Below are 17,409 nucleotides of genomic sequence, written 5' to 3' on the forward strand. Positions count from 1 at the left end.
GCATGAGCCTGCATGAACAAGGGGCGAATTGCGGTCAGAGGTTTTGGCCATATCGATCCCCTTTTGGCCGCTCCCGACGTTCTCCGATTCAAACTGCGCCGCAACACTGAAAGCCACCGAATCAGCCTTGCGGAGAACAACAAATGCTGACGATCTACTCAGACGATCACCACTTGCACCATGGCCGCTGCGAACTCATCGATGGCCAGCTCAAGCCGTGCTTCGAAATGCCGTCGCGTGCCGACCATGTGCTGCAACGCGTGCAGAAGCAAAACCTCGGTGCGGTCGAAGCGCCGAAGGATTTCGGCCTGGAGCCGATCGCGCGCATTCACAGCCGCGACTATCTGGAATTTTTCAAAGGTGCATGGCAACGCTGGACCGAGTTCAACACCGACGGCGACCTGCTGCCCTACACCTGGCCGGCGCGGACCTTGCGTGCGATCAAACCGACCAGCCTGCACGGCCAGCTCGGTTATTACAGCTTCGACGGCGGCGCGCCGATTACCGCCGGCACCTGGCAAGCGGCCTATAGCGCGGCGCAAGTGGCGCTTACCGCGCAGGCAGAAATCCAGCGTGGCGCACGCGCGGCCTTCGCCCTGTGCCGTCCGCCGGGACATCACGCCGCCAGCGACTTGATGGGCGGTTATTGCTACCTCAACAACGCCGCCATCGCCGCTCAGGCCTTTCTCGATCAGGGCCACAAGAAAGTCGCGATCCTTGACGTCGACTACCACCACGGCAACGGCACTCAGTCGATTTTCTATGAACGCAGCGACGTCCTGTTCACTTCGATCCACGGGCACCCGGAAGCGGAGTTTCCGTTCTTCCTCGGCTATGGCGACGAGCGTGGCGAAGGCGCCGGTGAAGGGTTCAATTTCAACTATCCGCTGCCGGCCGGTTCCGGCTGGGATGTCTGGAGTGCAGCGCTGGATCAGGCCTGCGACGAGATTGATCGCTACGGAGCGGACATCGTTGTCGTCTCCCTCGGCGTCGATACGTTCAAGGACGATCCGATCTCGCAGTTCAAACTCGACAGCCCGGATTACCTGGCCATGGGCAAGCGCATCGCCGCCCTCGGCAAGCCGACCCTGTTCGTCATGGAAGGTGGCTACGCGGTGGAGGAGATCGGCATCAACGCAGTGAACGTGCTGGAAGGTTTTGAACAATGAAAAAGCGACTGATCGCCTCGGCGCTGTGCGCGGCCCTGCTAAGCGCTGGCGCCCACGCCGAAGAACGCACGCTGCGCGTCTATAACTGGTTCGACTACATCACGCCCAAGGCGCTGGACGACTTCAAGGCACAGAACAGCCAGACCAAACTGATCTACGACATCTTCGACACCAACGAAGCGCTCGAGGCCAAGCTGCTCACCGGCAACTCCGGCTATGACGTGGTGGTGCCGTCCAACGTGTTCCTCGCCAAGCAGATCGAGGCCGGAGTGTTCCAGCCGCTTGATCGCAGCAAGTTGCCGAACTGGAATCATCTCGATCCGAAGCTGATGAAGCTGATCGAAGCCAATGATCCTGGAAACAAATTTGCCGTGCCGTACATGTACGGCACCATTCTGATCGGCTTCAACCCCGCCAAGATCAAAGCAGCCCTGGGCGATAACGCGCCGGTAGACAGTTGGGACCTGATCTTCAAGGAAGAGAACATCAGCAAGCTCAAGCAGTGCGGCGTCGCCCTGCTCGACTCGCCGTCGGAGATTCTGCCGCTGGCTCTGCAACACCTGGGCCTGGACCCCAACAGCAAGAAGCCGGCGGATTACGCCAAGGCCGAAGCGCTGCTGATGAAGATTCGTCCTTACGTGACCTACTTCCATTCGTCCAAGTACATGGCCGACATCGCCAACGGCGACATCTGCGTGGCCGTCGGTTATTCCGGCAGCTTCTCGCAAGCGGCCAACCGCGCCAAGGAAGCGAAAAACGGCGTGGTGGTGGAAATGCGCTTGCCCAAAGAAGGCGCGCCGATCTGGTTCGACATGCTCGCCATTCCCAAGGGCGCGAAGAACACCGAGGACGCCTACACCTTCATCAACTATCTGCTGCAACCGGCGGTGATTGCCCCGGTCAGCGATTTTGTCGGCTATCCGAACCCGAACGAGGACGCCACCGGCTTGGTCGATCCAGCCATTCGCAACAACCCGAACCTGTACCCGACCGACGCGGCAATGAGCACGCTCTACACCTTGCAGCCGCTGCCTCGGGATGCCGAACGCGCACGCACGCGAGCGTGGACGAAAATCAAGTCCGGGACCTGAAACCGGCTCGTTTGCTCAAGACCCGCCTCGGCGGGTCTTTTTTTGCCTGGCAGCTTTATCTACCGCACGGGTCGCTGTTGCGCCTTTTAACTTGCCCTGCTCCGCCGCCCTTGCGGCGTCCCGACAGAGCAGGAAACCACCATGACCGCCATTCCCAAAGCCAGTGCCGTCGATATCGTGACTCAGCTGGTTACTGGCCCCTCACTGCAGGAAGTCGCTTCAAAAACGCTGCGCGATGCCCTCAAGACGCTGTATCCGAATCTCGACATAGACCCGCGTCTGGCGATGGTCGTGCAACCCACCTGGGCTATTGTGGATGGTCGAGTCGTACCCGATGGGTATCAGGCTGGATCGCTGACCAACGCCTTGGTGCGGCTCGGCCTGTCCGGCACCACGGTGACGTACCTTGATGGCGAGCATTATCTGACCCTGCAACCCGGCATGCCCGCACCCGCGCATCTGCCGGTAAAGATCGATGCCATCGGCCTGTTGCTCAACGAACTGGCGCCACTGCTGTTCATCGCCTACAAGGAGCAGCACGTCGAATACTGGGACGAGTTCACCTACCCCGGGCAACCGCGCTGGCAGCAGTTGTCCGAGGCACTGCGCAACCTGTGGAACGTCGATGCCAGCGTCGGCTGGGACGCTGACGAGATCGCCATGGCCCGGGCGATTTTCAAACAGCCCGACCCGCAACAACGCCTGGCCCCCGCCCCGTACTCGGCAAAGGCATATCTGATTGACCTCGATCGCGGTAGCTCCGACAAGTCATCGCACTTGACCCTGGTCGATGCCGCAGTAGTGATCGGCACAATCGCAGACCGCAAGTTGATTCTCACCCACGCGGTCACCCAGGGCTTTCAGCGTTTCGATTCACTGGAGGAGCTCGGCGAGGCTCTGCTGCGGATATATGGCGCAAGCGCCTCGGGCGAAGATCTCAAGTGGCGGCTGGTCGAACCCCAGGGCAATTTCTTCGACCAGCAGGCGTGCACGCTGATTTCCATGGAAGCGGATGCCTTGGGCGAAATCAGTTTTTTTCAGGATTCCCCTGGTAAACGCGTCTATCCGCATACCGGCACGGCCGGCAAACCGGCTCAACCGACACCGCGCCTCGAAGCGCACTTCGAGCGTTTGCAGCCGATGCTTCCGGACTGGCTGAACGACGCACTGCCCATGGATCAGACGCGTTACAGCCGGCACCTGCTGGATCTGACAACGCTGCAGCACGAGAACAACGGCAAATCCTTTCAAAGCGAAATCACCAGCCTGCAGGCGTTCACTCGTGCAGCGCTGATCAAACAGATTCTCAAGGAGCAGCCCGGCGCCAAAGACGTGAACATCGACAACATCGAAATCACCATCACCAGTCTCGTGGTCTGGGGCACGTTTGTATTGCCGGGAAATACTCAGGCTCAGACATGGACGCTGACCGAGCTTGCCCTGCAAAACCTCGCAGGCCTGCCCTTGGGCAACAAGACTGTGCGGTACAAGGATGGCAGCCCGGTACCCGAGTGGATGAGCGCGACTTTTCTGGAAAAACTGGTCAGCACGGTCGACATCGGCAAGACCTACCCGGCGCATCTCAAGGCCATGCTGCTAGACGACCCCGTGCAAGCGCCGCTGTTGCAAGGGCTCTACACCAGTCAGTTGCGCATTGAGCTGCCATTGCTGGCGTTGCAGCACAAGATCCGGGGTAGAGCCGGCCTCGATGAATCGGGTTATCGATACGTGGTCGCCGCATTCGCCACGACTGGCGCGGAACGCTACGTCGATGGCGAGGAAATCGTCATTCGCCCTTTGGCCTTCGTCGCTCATCGCAGCCGCTCCACCGCAGACACTGTCGACAACATGTATGTCATAGGCCCGCGCGATGCCGACAAAGGGCCGTGCGTGCTGTATCGACCGCTGTTCGACAAGACTCTGCTGCAATATCCGGGGCCCGCGAATCTGCTTTTTGCGATCCAGCATTCGCGACATTTGCGTGACTCGGTACTGGCCTGGTTGCCGGACGATGTGCGCTTCAATTACAGCCAGTTCGTCTTTACCGCCAGGCTGCCGTCGGTGTGGACGATCCCGCAACTGATGATCAATCCGACCACTGCGCTGGATATGTCAGGCGCGGTTGCGCTGGGCACTCAGGTGATCGCCAGCGATGTCCTCGCAACCCTGCACGAACGCAACGTCAAGGCGCTTGTCACTCAAGCCGACCGGCAGTCGGTCTCCGATGCCGAAGCACGCTGGGCCTCGCTGAAACAGGGCGGCTGGGTGATGCTCAATGCCGCGCTGCCGTTCCTGGGCCGCAGCGTAGGCACAGCGGCGTGGATCTGGCAGATCATGGATGATCTGCAGGAAATCACCGACGGCGCCAACGAGCAATCGGGGAAGATCGCCTGGACGGCCATCGCCGATATTCTCCTGGCGCTGGGCATGGTGCTCGCCCACCGTGCGGCGGTGGGCGATGCGCCATCGACACCCGTGGCCACGGAGCTCGAAGAGGACCCAGCGACGACCAGACCTGCCGCCAGAATCGTCAAAGCGCTGCGCCAGCCCGATATCACCGGCCCGCAGTTAACCCAATTCCATGGCACATCGATCGACAGCATCACGGCGCTGAAACGATCCCCGACGGCACTCGCCACGCTATTGGACGGGTTCGAGGTCGGCAAGCCCAAAGCCCTTGGCGCAGCCACCCGGGAAGGCGCGTACCGAGACCTCTACGCCCAGGCAGACAAATGGTACGCCCGGGTCGGTGAGCGCTGGTTCGAAGTCGCGCGCAACGTGCATGGCGATGTGCACATCGTCGATACGCGTCAGCCCACCCGACCAGCCGGGCCCAGGCTTGCCTATACCGCCAATGGCCAATGGGTGATAGATCTGCGTTTGCGCCTGCGCGGAGGCGGGCTGGAGGACGGTCGCAAGGTGGCGCAAGGCAAAAAAAACCAAGAGGTGGCCGTATTGTCCGAGCAGATCACCGCGTTCGATTTGACGATGGAGAGCAAAGGCAGCCTTCTCGATACCGAACGCAACAGCCTGCGCGATGCCCCTGCGCAGGCACGCGAACAAGCGCTTGCGCAGTACCTCGCCACGCTCGATTCACAGCACAACGAATATGCCGCGAACATTCAGCTGATCAAGACACTCAACTGCAAGCAATCGATTCCTAACTACCGCACGGTCATGCCGGAGCGGTTGGACATGCAGTTGTTTCTGGGGCAGGAGTGGCTCAGTAATAACGCTTCGGATTACCAGCAACGCGTACTGAGGGTGCAGGCGATACTGGACGACGAACTGCGCGGCGAATCGCAGGCGGTCACCTCTGCGTTCGAACAGTTGAACGATGCCACTCAAACCATTATCGAGAAAATGGAGTCGGCTGAAGCCTGCCTGGATGAACTTACCAGGCTGGGACCTGATGGCCTGGAGATAAAGCAGAAATACAACATCAGCCTGGCGCCCTACCCGCTGGATGATCTGAAGACTCTGCAGATCAGTCTCGGCCAGTACACCTGCATCAAGCCCGGCGATTCCACCGCTCATGTCGAGGCGCAACAAGCGCTGGCCAGTCTGTTCGAAGATGCTGCGCTGAACGTTCAGAGTTCCCGGGACCTGAGCGCCGATGAAAGCCTCAGTGATCTGCGCATACGCATCGACGCCCTGAGTCAGGTGAGCGAACAGTTCGCTTCCGTGGACAAGCGTTTCGATGACCTGGCGAGTGAATATTCCGAACACATACACACGGAACGACTCAGGCAATTGCAGGCGCGCGTGGCCGCATTCAAGGATAGCGCCGACAACCGACTCGCCGACCTGTTGCGCTACCGGCACTTACTGGTGCCGCAAGCCGGTCCGTCGAGACCCGCAACGTCAGCTTCGAATCGGCAGATCATCAAGACACGCAACAAGGGCACCCTGGTCGGCCAGCGGAAAAAAAGCCTCGACGGCAAGAACACCGATCTGGTCGAAGTCGGTACGGCGCTGACGAGAGTGATCGCGACATTCAAGGAGGAATCGCCAGGTATCTGGGTCGAGCAGAATGCACGGCCTGCACCGTTGCCTAAAGCCCGGCCCAACCTCAACAAGAGCATCAGCGAAGGGCAGGCATTGATCGACGGGCTGGCGGCGTTTCATCGGCGCATCGAGGCGCGTCTCAAACGCGGCTCGCGCATCCCCGTGGAGGTCGAAGAGGAATACCACAACCACGCCACCCTATTGCGCAAAGCCTGTGCGGCGATCGATGAAGCGTTAACGGCGAGTAACCTCACCGCTGCTCTGCATGAACCGTCCGAAGAGCTCAACCACAAGCTCGACGCTGCGGCTACGACACTGGAGCAAAAAGGCACCAGCACGCGAATCCGCCTGGTCAAGCAACAACTGCCAACAGCTGCCGGGGTCGAGTGGCTCAAGGACAAGGGCGAAGTGAGCATCTCGAAAACCCTGACCCGACGGCGTCTGAGGCGCCATCAGAACGATTTTCTCGACGAGTATCAGATTCGTGATGCGCATACCGACAAGGTCCTCTGCTATGCGCATTTCCATTACAGCAGCGTCGACGCGCCCGTTGCTGCATTTGTGCGTGGACATATGAAAACGCTCGCTCAGCACCGCATGGGGGGCGTCGCCGAAATAACGGGTGTGGATAATCAGAGGCTGATAGAAATCCATCGCAGCGAAATTTCCACTCGCAGCGCCGAAACGCTGTTCTTCAATCTCTCCAAGCCTGCCGCAGACGCGACAGCGCCGCTTTGATCGCAGGCTCTGGTACGGCGGCAAAACCCAGCACCAGGCCGGCGCGCTGATCCATGGGCGTAGTCGAGTCGGGTAACCAGTAGCTGCTCAGGCCGTTGATTTCGACATCGACATCAGCGGCCTGAGCGATCAATTGCTGCTCGCGCGCGATGCTGTCCACGGCGACGGTCAGGTGCAGCCCGGCCGACACGGCGGGCAACTGACCGACACCGGCGATCATCGGCCAGCCTTCGAGCAGGCAGTTGCGCCGGCTCAGCGCAGCCCGGCGCATGCGACGGATATGCCGCTGGAAATGCCCGGCAGCCATGAATTCGGCCATCACCGCTTGGGTGCTGACCTCCGAGTGCCGCACATCGACGGCGCGGCGTTGCGCAAACGCGTCGACCAGCGCTGGCGGCAGCACCAGATAACCAAGGCGCAACGCCGGAAAAGCGACCTTGCCGAAGGTGCCGACGTAGAGCACACGCCCCTGACGATCAAGTGCGGCCAACGGCGCCAGCGGTGCGCCGGTGTAGCGGTACTCGCCGTCGTAATCGTCTTCGACGATCCAGCCGCCGACCCGCTCGGCCCAGGCGAGCAATTCCAGACGCCGGGCCAGACTCATCACCACTCCGGTCGGGTACTGATGAGACGGCGTGACATAAGCCACCCGACAATCGCTGAGCCGGGCCATGGCGCTGCAATCGATGCCGTCACTATCTACCGCCACCCCATGCAATTTCGCCCCCGCCACAGCGAAGGCATGCCCGGCGGCGCGATAGCCCGGATTCTCGATCGCCACACCGTCCCCCGGCTCGACCAGCAACTGTGCACAAAGGCTGATGCCCTGCTGTGCGCCACTGGTGATCACAATTTGCTCAGCCGTGCACTGCATACCGCGCGAGCTGCGCAAATACGCAGCAATCATGCCGCGCAGCCGCGCATCACCGGCCGGGTCGCCGTAACACAGCTGCTGCAGATCCGGTTTACGCCAGAAAGCCGCGTTGAGCTTGGCCCAGACCTCGAACGGAAACAGATCGAATGCAGGCACACCCACCCGAAAAGCACGCGGCGGACCGCTCGGTGGTCGTGGCAAATGATGCTTTTCAATGCGGGAAAATCCGTCGCTGTGGATAACTTTGCTGGATGAATTCACAGGTAAATCCAGCCAATTTGTGGATAAGGCTGTGGGTAAGCCTGTTGACAAGCCTGTGGATGAATTTGTGGATAGTTTTTTCTCAGGCGTGGATGCCTGAGCCAATTGCGCCACGTAAGTACCGTCGCCCACGCGCCCTTCGATAAAGCCCTCGGCATACAACTGATCGTAAGCGCGCACCACGCTGTTGCGGGAAATGCCCAGCGCCGAGGCCAGGTCACGGCTGGCCGGCAATCGCGTGCCACTGGCCAGACGTCCATCAAGCACCCGCAGGCGCAAAGACTGATAGAGCTGGCGACTCAGGCCTTGGCGGCGATCAAGCTCGATACCGGCCGGGTTGAAGGGCATCGACAAGGGTGGCAGATCGGGCATGGCGAATGGACCTATGAAATGGCTCGGCAATGGCTCTTACAACGGACCAATAGCCTGCCTAGGATGCAGGCATTCGCCAAGGAAAATCTGTCCATGTACACGCCACGCGCCTTTGCCATCGAAGACTTGTCCCAACTGCACGAACTGATCCTCGCCACGCGCCTGGCCATTCTGGTCAGCCACGGTGACAGCGGATTGCAAGCCAGCCACGTGCCGGTGCTGCTGCATCGCGAACAGGGCGAATACGGCACGCTCTACGGCCATCTGGCCAAGGCCAATCCGCAGTGGAAGGACCTGCGGGACGGCGCCGAGGCGATGCTGATCTTTGCCGGACCAGACGCCTACGTCAGCCCAGGCTTCTATCCGAGCAAGGCCGAGCACGGCAAGGTCGTGCCGACCTGGAACTACATCGCCGTGCACGCCTACGGTCAGGCCGAGACCTTCAGCGATGGCGGCCGCTTGCTCGACATCGTCAGCACCCTGACTGACCGTCACGAAGCGGGCCGCGCCCAGCCATGGTCGGTGGACGATGCGCCAGCCGAATACATCGACGGCATGCTCAAGGCCATCGTCGGGTTTGCCATTCCCATCGACCGCCTCGAAGGCAAACGCAAGCTCAGCCAGAACCGCAGCGCTGAAGACATTGCCGGCGTGCGCGAAGGCCTCGCCGCCAGCCCCGACGCCAACGATCAAACCCTCGCCCGCTTGATGCGCTAAGGAAATCACCATGACTGAGATCGACATTCGCCAGGTCAGCGCCGACGACCACGATGCCTGGCTGCCGTTGTGGCAAGCCTATTTGCGCTTCTACAACACCGAACTGCCGGACGCCGTCACCCAGAGCACCTGGCAGCGCTTTCTCGACCCGAATGAACCGACCCACGCCGCCCTCGCGTGGGCCGATGGCAAAGCATTGGGCATGGTGCATTACATCTATCATCGCTCGAACTGGAGCATCGAAAATTCCTGCTATTTGCAGGATCTGCTGGTGGTGCCGGAAGCCCGTGGCACGGGAGTCGGTCGGCTGTTGATCGAGCATGTCTACGCTACCGCCAAGGCCGATGGTTGCTGCAAAGTCCACTGGCTGACCCATGAAACCAACGCCACGGCGATCCAGCTCTACGAGCGCATTGCCGAACGTCCGGGCTTCATCCAGTTTCGTAAAGCCCTTTAAGGAGACGCGCACATGACTGCTTCACTCGCTGACTGGAAAGGCGTCCCCGCCCCCTCCGCCACCCTGCTCGAGGGCCGTTTCATTCGTCTGGAAAAACTCGACCCGGCGCGTCATGGCGATGAGCTTTACGCCGCCCTCGAAGGGCCGGGTGCCGATCCGAAGCTTTGGGATTACTTGCCTTACGGTCCGTTTCCCGAGCGCAGCGCGTTCAACGACTGGCTGAACAATCATGCAGCCAACAGCGACCCGTATTTCTTCAGCATCATCGACCGTGCGACTGGTCAGGTCCAAGGCATCCTCAGCCTGATGTCGATCGTCCCGGCGCAGGGCCGCATCGAAATCGGCCACGTCACTTTCGGTGCGCCAATGCAGCGCTCGCCGAAAAGCACCGAGGCGGTGTATCTGCTGGCCAAGTACTCGTTCGGGCTGGGTTATCGGCGCCTGGAATGGAAATGCAACAACGGCAACGCCCGCTCCAAATACGCGGCCGAGCGTCTGGGCTTCAGCTTCGAAGGCGTGTTTCGCCAGCACATGGTGGTCAAGGGGCAGAACCGCGATACCGCGTGGTATTCGATTCTGGATGCGGAATGGCCGGCGATTGGTGCAGGGTTCGAGCGCTGGCTGAGCGATGAAAACCAGACGCCTGCTGGCCAACTCAAAGGTCTGGCCGAATGCCGTAGCTGAACTTCACGGATACCCCTGTGGGAGCGAGCCTGCTCGCGAAGGCGCTGTGTCAGTCACTGCAAATGTGGCCTGACTGACCGCTTTCGCGAGCAGGCTCGCTCCCACAATTGGCGGGGTCTTTCTTAACGACGCAGTTCTTGCGCCAGCACCGCAATGTGCTCTGGCCCGATCCCGCAGCAGCCACCCAGATGACTGGCGCCGCGCTGTTGCCAGTCCAGCGCCCAGTGCAGATACCCCGGCGGATCGAGATCGTCACGCAACGGGTCGAGGCCGTCGTTGGCCGTGGCTTCTTTCGGTTGCGGAGGAAACGCGTTGGCATACGCGCCGATGTTGATATCCACACCGAGACGCTCAAAGGTTGCGCGCGCCGCGTCGATTGCTGCGCCAATCACTTCAGGCTGACTGCAGTTGAACAGCAGGGTTTCGACGCAGAGTTCAGCCGCCACCGCAGCCGCTTCGGCCACTGGCTCGCCAGAGCGCAGGCGCGGCACTTCATCGGTGTCTTCATCCTTGAGCGTGAATGACAGCCAGAACGGTTTGCCATCCTTCGGCAGCCCGGCGTGAATGGCCCGCGCCTCGACGATCGAGCTTTGCGTTTCTGCCAGCCACAGGTCCACATGTGGCGCCAGACCGTTAACCAAAGGCGTCAACAGTTCGGTCACGCGACCAGCCTCGAACAGATCCGGACGGTACGAACCAAACAGCGGCGGCAACGAACCGGCAACACGCACTGGCTTGCCGGATGTCTGCACCGCCCGCCGCGCCAACTCCCCCGCCAGTGCCGCAAGCGCCTGGCCTTCAGCCGCAAAGCGCGCCTCGCCAATGTGAAATGGCACCACCGCGTAACTGTTGCTGGTGATCACGTCGGCGCCGCTGTTGATGTAAGCGGCATGCACCGCCTCGACCGCCTGCGGCGCTTCGCTCAGCGCCAGTGCCGACCACTCGGGCTGGCGAAATGGCGCCCCGGCGCGTTGCAGTTCACGGCCCATGCCGCCATCGAGAATGACCGTACTTGCTGCGCCCATATGCTTTTCACTCATATGCTTATGAAAATAACTCACTATCAGAGTCGTTCTTATAACTATTTAATACGCACCACTCGGTTAATAACAACCTCTTTTTTCAACAGGAAGCGACTGTGAAATTCCAACCGCTATTGGCCCTGGGCCTGACCATTCTGGCCTCCACCCAAGCCTTCGGCGGCGCGACGCTGGACCGTGTCGAACAGAAAAAAGAGCTGGTCGGCGTGCTCATGGAAAGCTATCCGCCCTTCTCATTTCTCAATGAGCAGAATCAACTCGACGGTTTCGATGTCGACGTTGCCAAAGCGGTGGCGGACAAGCTTGGCGTCAAACTGCGTCTCGAAACGCCGTCCTGGGACGTGATCGCCGCCGGTCGCTGGAGCGGGCGCTACGACATCTGCATCTGCTCGATGACCCCGAGCAAGGCCCGCGCAGAAGTGTTCGACTTCCCGGTCGAGTACTACGCCTCGCCAGCGGTAATCGTGGTCAATGCCAAGGACGATCGCATCCACAGCGCCAAGGATCTGAGCGGCAAAAAGGTCGGCCTGACCAGCGCCTCCAGCTACGAAAGTTATCTGAACAAAAATCTGGTGATCGAAGGCGCCGAGGATACGCAGTTGCAGTATCCGTTCGAGGATGTGCAGATCGCCCCGTACGACACCGACAACGTCGCCTTCCAGGATCTGGGCCTGGGCGCCGGCGTGCGCCTGGATGCAATCCTTACCAATCTGGTCACCGCACAGCCGCGCCTGAATCAGGATCAGCGCTTCAAATTGGCCGGCGAACCGCTGTACTCGGAACCGAACTCGGTGGCCATCGAAAAGGGTGACCCGCAATGGGACGCCAAGGTGCGCGAGGTGTTCGCCCAGCTGAAACAGGACGGCACCCTGAGCAAGCTGTCGCAGAAATGGATCGGCGCCGATATCAGCCAATGACTTCCTTTCCGACCCCGCCCCAGCCACCGCAACCGGTGGCTGAAACCCGCCTGCAAAAGCTCTTTGGTTTCCGCACGCGCCTGTACCTGACGTGGGCGGCGCTGTTCTGCCTGTTCGCCGGATTCTTCCTGAGCTTCGACCTGAAGTTCGCGATCATCCTCGACAAACTGCCCAACCTCGTTGGCCTGAAGCTGGCGCCAAACGGCTTCCTGCAAGGCGCAGCGCTGACGCTGTTTCTCTGCGCCTGCTCGATCATCGCCTCGTCGCTGCTCGGTTTCATCACCGCGCTGGCGCGCCTGTCGAGCAGCGCCGTGGCGTTTGGCATCGCCAGTTTCTACACCTCGTTCTTTCGCGGCACGCCATTGCTGATCCAGATCCTGCTGATCTACCTCGGCCTGCCGCAACTGGGCATCGTCCCCGGCGCCATCGTCGCCGGCATCATTGCCCTGTCGCTGAACTATGGCGCCTACCTGAGCGAAATCTTCCGCGCCGGCATCCTCGGCGTCGATCACGGCCAACGCGAAGCATCCCTGGCACTGGGCCTGCGCGAAAGCGTGATCTTCTGGCGCATCACCCTGCCCCAGGCCATGCGCACGATTATCCCGCCGACTACCAACCAGTTCATCTCGATGCTCAAGGACTCGTCGCTGATCTCGGTGATGGGTGTCTGGGAAGTCATGTTTCTCGCTCAGTCCTACGGGCGCTCAAGCTATCGCTACATCGAAATGCTCACCACGGCGGCGATCATCTACTGGCTGATGTCGATCGGGCTGGAGCTGATTCAGGCACGGATGGAGCGGCATTACGGCAAGGCTTATGTGCGCCGTAGTTGAGGTGCATTCAAATGGTGTCCCGGCGAATCCGCACTACGCCCATTTTCATGCCGAAGGGGCGGAACACCGCGTTCAGCGACTTCAGGGTCTGATTGCCTTCGCCATGTTCGATATGCACCAGCGTGCGCACTGAAATCTTGCACATCTTCGCGAACTGGGTCTGATGCAGACCGGTGACTTCGACCCGTAAACGGCGCACGGCGTCACCGATTTCCAGAGTGCCTTCGGCCAGTGATTGCTGAATGCTTTCGATGAGCGCCGTGCGCTCGAGGACGGTCAGACTCATTGCAGGTCCCACTCTTTCAAACGTTGCTCGAGGTTTTTCAGATGAACGCTCGGGTGATTCATGGTTCTGGCGGGCAAACCGCTGGCCGCAAGAATATCCGGCAGTGCGGCCAGACGGCGGGCATCCGCGCGCAGGCCTTCGAACAGCGCCGAGGCATCCAGCCCCGTCAAAGATTCGTGCGGATCTGCGCTATCTGCCAATACGCGGCAGACACCTCGCCAATCGACATCTCCCGCCCGCTCCAACTCTTTTGGCCACTTGGTCGTACGAGTCACGCCTTCGTCATCCATGACCATCGGGGCGAGGTCATAGATCGGCGCGAGTTGGAAAGCATTCTCTTGCCGGATGATCGCCGTGTTACGACCGTGGTTATCGGAGTTTCCGAGGATTTTATTGATCAGGTCGCGACGCAGATAATCGGCGACGAGGCCGGGAATCTGGCTGGCCTGACCCGCTTTGCTCCAGAGCCCGGCGAGCATGCGGATCACTTCCAGATGATTCATGGCGCTGCCTGGCGTCGTCACTTCAGCCAGCGAATAAATCGATTCGACGGCGAAACGCGACACCGCCCCATCTTTCACTTGTCGATCAAAACGCCGCATCCACAAACTCGGTTTGGTCGCCTCTTCCAAGGCCAGGCCTTGTGCCGCGACGGTTGCGATGCCCAATGTCTGCAGCGCTTTGTAGTAATGGAATTCGCTGCGCAGGATGTCCTGGTCGGTCTGCCCGCCCCTGTTTCTGGCGAATTTCACGAACCAGTGCTGTCGCACTTCTTCATCGTCCAATACCGCATCGGGATACAGAAGCCCGGCGCTGTTCTCTGCCAGTAAGAGCTTCGGAGCTTCCCCACCTGCCCCCGTCGCGCCACCGATGGCCGCGCCCAGCTCGTAGGCATATTCAAGAAAGCGGTTGTCGCGGCTAATGACCTCCTCGCGCTTGAATCCGATCGGCTTCCTGTCATCGACTGCTTCCGCCGATTCCTTTATTCGCATGTTGCCAATGGGTGCCGGTGTACTGCGACCCAGCAGAAAGAGATCGGCGCTGATCTCGGCGGGTCTTTCCTGACCCAGGCGGGCGAGTAGAAACCGCTTGGCTGCGCCTGCCGGTGCGATGTCGTGGACAAAGGCCGGCGTCTTCGCGCGCCGACCTTCCCAATCCAGCGGATACAGGGCACTCACGGCTTGGGAAAAAGGCGACCCGATCAACTCGATGTTTTCCACCAGATAGTCCGCTTCATAGCCAAAACTGCAGCGGCTTTCGAAGCCTTTTTCCGGATCATCGAAGTCAAGAATCATCGCGTCGTGCCATTGCCCAGCGGTGAAGATCTGGAGTGTCAGGTTGTACATGTTGATTCCGTGTGCATTTTAATGCGTTTCAAGAAAGAGAAATCTTCGACAATTGCAATATAGTGCATTCTGGCAGCCAAAGACGCCCCAAATCTGCAACTAAATGCACATTAGCGCTCGCTACTGACTTACCAAATGCAAAATAATGCAGACAAGCATTTAACTTCACGCTGATAAAAATGCCGTCTTCAAGCGAAAGCTGTAGGAAAAAGAACAAGTGGCGCCGCGCAAAAGAATTGTTTGCGAAATCCAGTGAGGATTTTCCACAGAACGATCCGATGTCGCCTGCGTGGATGTGGGAAGCGGCCGACATCGGTTTTTTTCAGGCAGCAATAGAGTTGGATTTTCTCGATACGGAAATCGAACCTGATGCCCACTCAACACCTATTCGCACCAAAACACCTGGCTCTGGCTATTTCATTGGCAATGGGTTGCGTAGCGCTGGCGAACGCCGAGCAATCCACTGAAGCAATCGAGCAGCCCCCAAGCATGGAAACGACGGAGCAGCCCGAAGCCAACCCCAAGCAACAGGCTTTGGAACGGCTCCAGGGTTTTCTCAACGACGCGAGCACAGTGCCGATTACCTTTACGACACCGGAAGCCGTGTTCAAAGGGACTGAAGTCAACGACTTGATCACCCTTGCAGACGGGGCAAGCTTCACTGGCCGGCTGGATGGCGGCAAGGGCGATAACGTGTTGTTCCTGAATGCTGCGGATGGCGGCACGTTGAACGACACGCGCAACTTCAATGGGTTATTCGTCGCCCAAGGCGACTGGACATTGAGCTCCAAAGGCGATTTCCATGAAGGTGTTCTGGTCGACAGCGGTGGAGCGTTGACCAACCTCGGCAGCATCAAGGGTGATGTGTATGTCCAGAATGGCGGCAGTTTCGCCGGTAAAGGCACGGTGGGAAATCTTGAGGTGGGTGGGCTGCTCACCGTCAATGCAGCGCTTGGCGCACCACGAGTGAAGGGTAATTTGCACTTGGCGCCTGGCGCCGAATTGGCTTACGAGGTCACTCCCGCTGGTGGTCAGACGATCAAGGTCGATGGCACCGCCCAACTCGAAGGTGCCACCCTGAAGATTGTTTCGGCTCCCGGAGAATATCCGCAGAGCAGCCAATACAAAATCATCGAAGCCCGTGAGGTGAAAGGCGAGTTTGGCCGGATCGAGAACGATCTGGCGTATATGACGGCCACGGCTCAATACAACAAGAAATCGGTTGGGCTGACTTACGCTCGCAATGGTGAACCGCTTGAAAGCCTCGCTCCTACAGAAAATGCAGGCGCACTTGCAGGAAGTATTATCGAGCCAGAGCAGCCGACTTCTCCCGCTGTACCGATCGCGACAACGCCCGCTCCAGCTTCAATGACAGCGGGGATCGCAACTCCAGCCCCCGCCCTGACCTCAGTTGCGACCTTGATTGAAGACTCCGCATCGGTGGAATCATCGATACCCGACGAAATCGTAACTGCACAAACCACCGCACAGCCCGCGTCGGAGCCTGCAAAGCCCATTAACACCGCCGTCGCCGCACTGCTGACCAGCGATAAAACCACCGCACCCATCGCGCTCGATCAACTTGCCGCAGGCAGCAATGCCAACCTCGCCAAAGCCACGCTGAGCAGTATCACGCCGGTCAGTGCGAGCATGCTTTCGGCGATGCGGCAGCTGGACAATCATTCCGCCTCGACCTACGGCTCGCGCAGTTCACCGCGTCAGGCCGCAGGCAACGAAGACTCCGGACGGGTGTGGGTTCAGGCGCTGGGCCACGGCGGCAAGGTTGACCGCGACGCTGACGGCATCCTCCAACATGCCACGCAAGGACTGGTCGTGGGCGCTGACTGGCGACTCGACGAGCACTGGCATGTCGGCCTGCTTGGCGGCAAATCGCAGACGAAACTCGATGCCCGCCAGTACGACGGCGACCTCGACAGCTGGCACCTCGGTGCCTATGCCGTGCGTCAGGACGGCCCGCTGTCGCTGCGTCTCGGCGCGACCTACGCCAGCCATGACGGCAGCAGCACACGGCGGGTAGCGTTCAAGGGTTTCAGCGATCGTCTCAAGGGCAATTACGACGCCAATACTCAGCAAGCATTTGCCGAGGCCGGGTTCAACCTGGGCCGCAACAACGTGACCCTCGAACCCTTCGCCAGCCTCGGCTATCAGCGCTATCAGCGCGACAGCTACAACGAAAAGGGCGGCGACGCGGCGTTGAAAGTCTACGGCCAGACCCGCGACAACTTCAGCAGCACCTTCGGTCTGCGTGTTGCGCAGGTCAATACGCTGGATAACGGCATGCATTTGACCCCGCGATTGAGCGCAGGCTGGAAACATACCTACGGTGACATCAACAGTGACACCCGCCAGCAACTGCGCAAGGGCGGCAAGCGCTTCGAAGTGAACGGCGCGGCACTGGATCGGAACAGTCTGTCGCTGGATGCGGGGTTCGATCTTGGCCTTTCGGCGGCGCACACACTGGGCGTGGGCTTGACGGGTGAGCTGGGCAGCGACAGCCGAACGTATGGCGTGGCGGGTCAATGGCGCATGGCGTTCTGATGGATTAAGCACGCCTCCTGTGGGAGCGAGCCTGCTCGCGAAAGCGGTGCATCATAC

The 17,409-nt window shown here is 60.0% G+C and carries 14 protein-coding genes; 10 read left to right on the forward strand and 4 right to left on the reverse strand.

Annotation, left to right across the window (positions count from 1 at the left end; genetic code table 11):
* Positions 1 to 143 precede the first annotated feature (143 nt).
* The 3 genes from AB4O12_RS21250 (at position 144) to AB4O12_RS21260 (ending at position 7,006) form a co-directional block, all read left to right on the forward strand.
* Positions 144 to 1,169 (forward strand): histone deacetylase family protein, encoded by a 1,026-nt coding sequence (locus tag AB4O12_RS21250; protein WP_460059687.1) that lies wholly within the window; start codon positions 144 to 146, stop codon positions 1,167 to 1,169.
* Positions 1,166 to 2,260, forward strand: a complete 1,095-nt coding sequence (locus tag AB4O12_RS21255) for a polyamine ABC transporter substrate-binding protein (RefSeq protein ID WP_460059688.1) — start codon at positions 1,166 to 1,168, stop codon at positions 2,258 to 2,260. Before AB4O12_RS21250 ends, AB4O12_RS21255 begins: the two co-directional genes overlap by 4 nt.
* Positions 2,261 to 2,401: 141 nt before the next feature.
* Positions 2,402 to 7,006: a dermonecrotic toxin domain-containing protein gene (locus AB4O12_RS21260; RefSeq protein WP_460059689.1), complete on the forward strand. Its 4,605-nt coding sequence runs from the start codon at positions 2,402 to 2,404 to the stop codon at positions 7,004 to 7,006.
* Here the strand turns inward: AB4O12_RS21260 and pdxR are convergent.
* Complete coding sequence (gene pdxR / locus AB4O12_RS21265; protein ID WP_460059690.1) at positions 6,963 to 8,513, reverse strand: MocR-like pyridoxine biosynthesis transcription factor PdxR; 1,551 nt, start codon at positions 8,511 to 8,513, stop codon at positions 6,963 to 6,965. The genes AB4O12_RS21260 and pdxR overlap by 44 nt on opposite strands.
* 93 nt (positions 8,514 to 8,606) lie before the next feature.
* Here pdxR and AB4O12_RS21270 point away from each other — a divergent pair, with 93 nt between their 5' ends.
* The 3 genes from AB4O12_RS21270 to AB4O12_RS21280 are packed head-to-tail and all read left to right on the forward strand — an operon-like array spanning position 8,607 to position 10,371.
* Positions 8,607 to 9,230, forward strand: coding sequence for an FMN-binding negative transcriptional regulator (locus AB4O12_RS21270; protein ID WP_236167796.1), 624 nt, complete (start codon positions 8,607 to 8,609; stop codon positions 9,228 to 9,230).
* Between the two features lie 10 nt (positions 9,231 to 9,240).
* Positions 9,241 to 9,687 carry a GNAT family N-acetyltransferase gene (locus tag AB4O12_RS21275; RefSeq protein ID WP_236167797.1) on the forward strand — a complete coding sequence of 149 codons (447 nt, stop codon included), beginning with the start codon at positions 9,241 to 9,243 and terminating at the stop codon, positions 9,685 to 9,687.
* 12 nt (positions 9,688 to 9,699) lie between these two features.
* Positions 9,700 to 10,371 carry a GNAT family N-acetyltransferase gene (locus AB4O12_RS21280; protein ID WP_460059691.1) on the forward strand — a complete coding sequence of 224 codons (672 nt, stop codon included), beginning with the start codon at positions 9,700 to 9,702 and terminating at the stop codon, positions 10,369 to 10,371.
* A 122-nt stretch (positions 10,372 to 10,493) separates the two neighbouring features.
* On the opposite strand, the gene AB4O12_RS21285 is transcribed toward AB4O12_RS21280, so the two are convergent.
* Positions 10,494 to 11,396 (reverse strand): homocysteine S-methyltransferase family protein, encoded by a 903-nt coding sequence (locus AB4O12_RS21285; RefSeq protein WP_460059692.1) that lies wholly within the window; start codon positions 11,394 to 11,396, stop codon positions 10,494 to 10,496.
* Between the two features lie 113 nt (positions 11,397 to 11,509).
* On the opposite strand from AB4O12_RS21285, the gene AB4O12_RS21290 reads away from it, so the two are divergent.
* Both AB4O12_RS21290 and AB4O12_RS21295 read left to right on the forward strand, forming a co-directional pair.
* Entirely contained in the window at positions 11,510 to 12,328 is an 819-nt protein-coding gene (locus AB4O12_RS21290; protein ID WP_095181205.1) for an ABC transporter substrate-binding protein, read from the forward strand.
* Positions 12,325 to 13,161, forward strand: coding sequence for an amino acid ABC transporter permease (locus tag AB4O12_RS21295; RefSeq protein ID WP_122698746.1), 837 nt, complete (start codon positions 12,325 to 12,327; stop codon positions 13,159 to 13,161). Before AB4O12_RS21290 ends, AB4O12_RS21295 begins: the two co-directional genes overlap by 4 nt.
* A gap of 7 nt (positions 13,162 to 13,168) precedes the next feature.
* Here AB4O12_RS21295 and AB4O12_RS21300 read toward each other — a convergent pair whose 3' ends face one another.
* Complete coding sequence (locus AB4O12_RS21300) at positions 13,169 to 13,447, reverse strand: helix-turn-helix domain-containing protein (protein ID WP_041476582.1); 279 nt, start codon at positions 13,445 to 13,447, stop codon at positions 13,169 to 13,171.
* Positions 13,444 to 14,793, reverse strand: coding sequence for a HipA domain-containing protein (locus AB4O12_RS21305; RefSeq protein ID WP_460059693.1), 1,350 nt, complete (start codon positions 14,791 to 14,793; stop codon positions 13,444 to 13,446). Before AB4O12_RS21305 ends, AB4O12_RS21300 begins: the two co-directional genes overlap by 4 nt.
* A 179-nt stretch (positions 14,794 to 14,972) precedes the next feature.
* Here AB4O12_RS21305 and AB4O12_RS21310 point away from each other — a divergent pair, with 179 nt between their 5' ends.
* A complete protein-coding gene (locus AB4O12_RS21310) occupies positions 14,973 to 15,260 on the forward strand; it encodes a hypothetical protein (RefSeq protein WP_252878200.1) in 288 nt (95 codons plus the stop codon).
* Positions 15,163 to 17,352 (forward strand): autotransporter family protein, encoded by a 2,190-nt coding sequence (locus AB4O12_RS21315; RefSeq protein WP_460059694.1) that lies wholly within the window; start codon positions 15,163 to 15,165, stop codon positions 17,350 to 17,352. Before AB4O12_RS21310 ends, AB4O12_RS21315 begins: the two co-directional genes overlap by 98 nt.
* Positions 17,353 to 17,409 lie beyond the last annotated feature (57 nt).

The organism is Pseudomonas sp. S2_A05 (assembly GCF_054668485.1).

Coding starts and splice junctions, on each gene's coding strand:
- AB4O12_RS21285 (WP_460059692.1), bottom strand. CDS start 11,396: ATGGGCGCAGCAAGTACGGTCATTCTCGATGGCGGCATGGGCCGTGAA.
- AB4O12_RS21280 (WP_460059691.1), top strand. CDS start 9,700: ATGACTGCTTCACTCGCTGACTGGAAAGGCGTCCCCGCCCCCTCCGCC.
- pdxR (WP_460059690.1), bottom strand. CDS start 8,513: ATGCCCGATCTGCCACCCTTGTCGATGCCCTTCAACCCGGCCGGTATC.
- AB4O12_RS21310 (WP_252878200.1), top strand. CDS start 14,973: ATGCCGTCTTCAAGCGAAAGCTGTAGGAAAAAGAACAAGTGGCGCCGC.
- AB4O12_RS21260 (WP_460059689.1), top strand. CDS start 2,402: ATGACCGCCATTCCCAAAGCCAGTGCCGTCGATATCGTGACTCAGCTG.
- AB4O12_RS21270 (WP_236167796.1), top strand. CDS start 8,607: ATGTACACGCCACGCGCCTTTGCCATCGAAGACTTGTCCCAACTGCAC.
- AB4O12_RS21315 (WP_460059694.1), top strand. CDS start 15,163: ATGCCCACTCAACACCTATTCGCACCAAAACACCTGGCTCTGGCTATT.
- AB4O12_RS21300 (WP_041476582.1), bottom strand. CDS start 13,447: ATGAGTCTGACCGTCCTCGAGCGCACGGCGCTCATCGAAAGCATTCAG.
- AB4O12_RS21255 (WP_460059688.1), top strand. CDS start 1,166: ATGAAAAAGCGACTGATCGCCTCGGCGCTGTGCGCGGCCCTGCTAAGC.
- AB4O12_RS21250 (WP_460059687.1), top strand. CDS start 144: ATGCTGACGATCTACTCAGACGATCACCACTTGCACCATGGCCGCTGC.
- AB4O12_RS21295 (WP_122698746.1), top strand. CDS start 12,325: ATGACTTCCTTTCCGACCCCGCCCCAGCCACCGCAACCGGTGGCTGAA.
- AB4O12_RS21305 (WP_460059693.1), bottom strand. CDS start 14,793: ATGTACAACCTGACACTCCAGATCTTCACCGCTGGGCAATGGCACGAC.
- AB4O12_RS21275 (WP_236167797.1), top strand. CDS start 9,241: ATGACTGAGATCGACATTCGCCAGGTCAGCGCCGACGACCACGATGCC.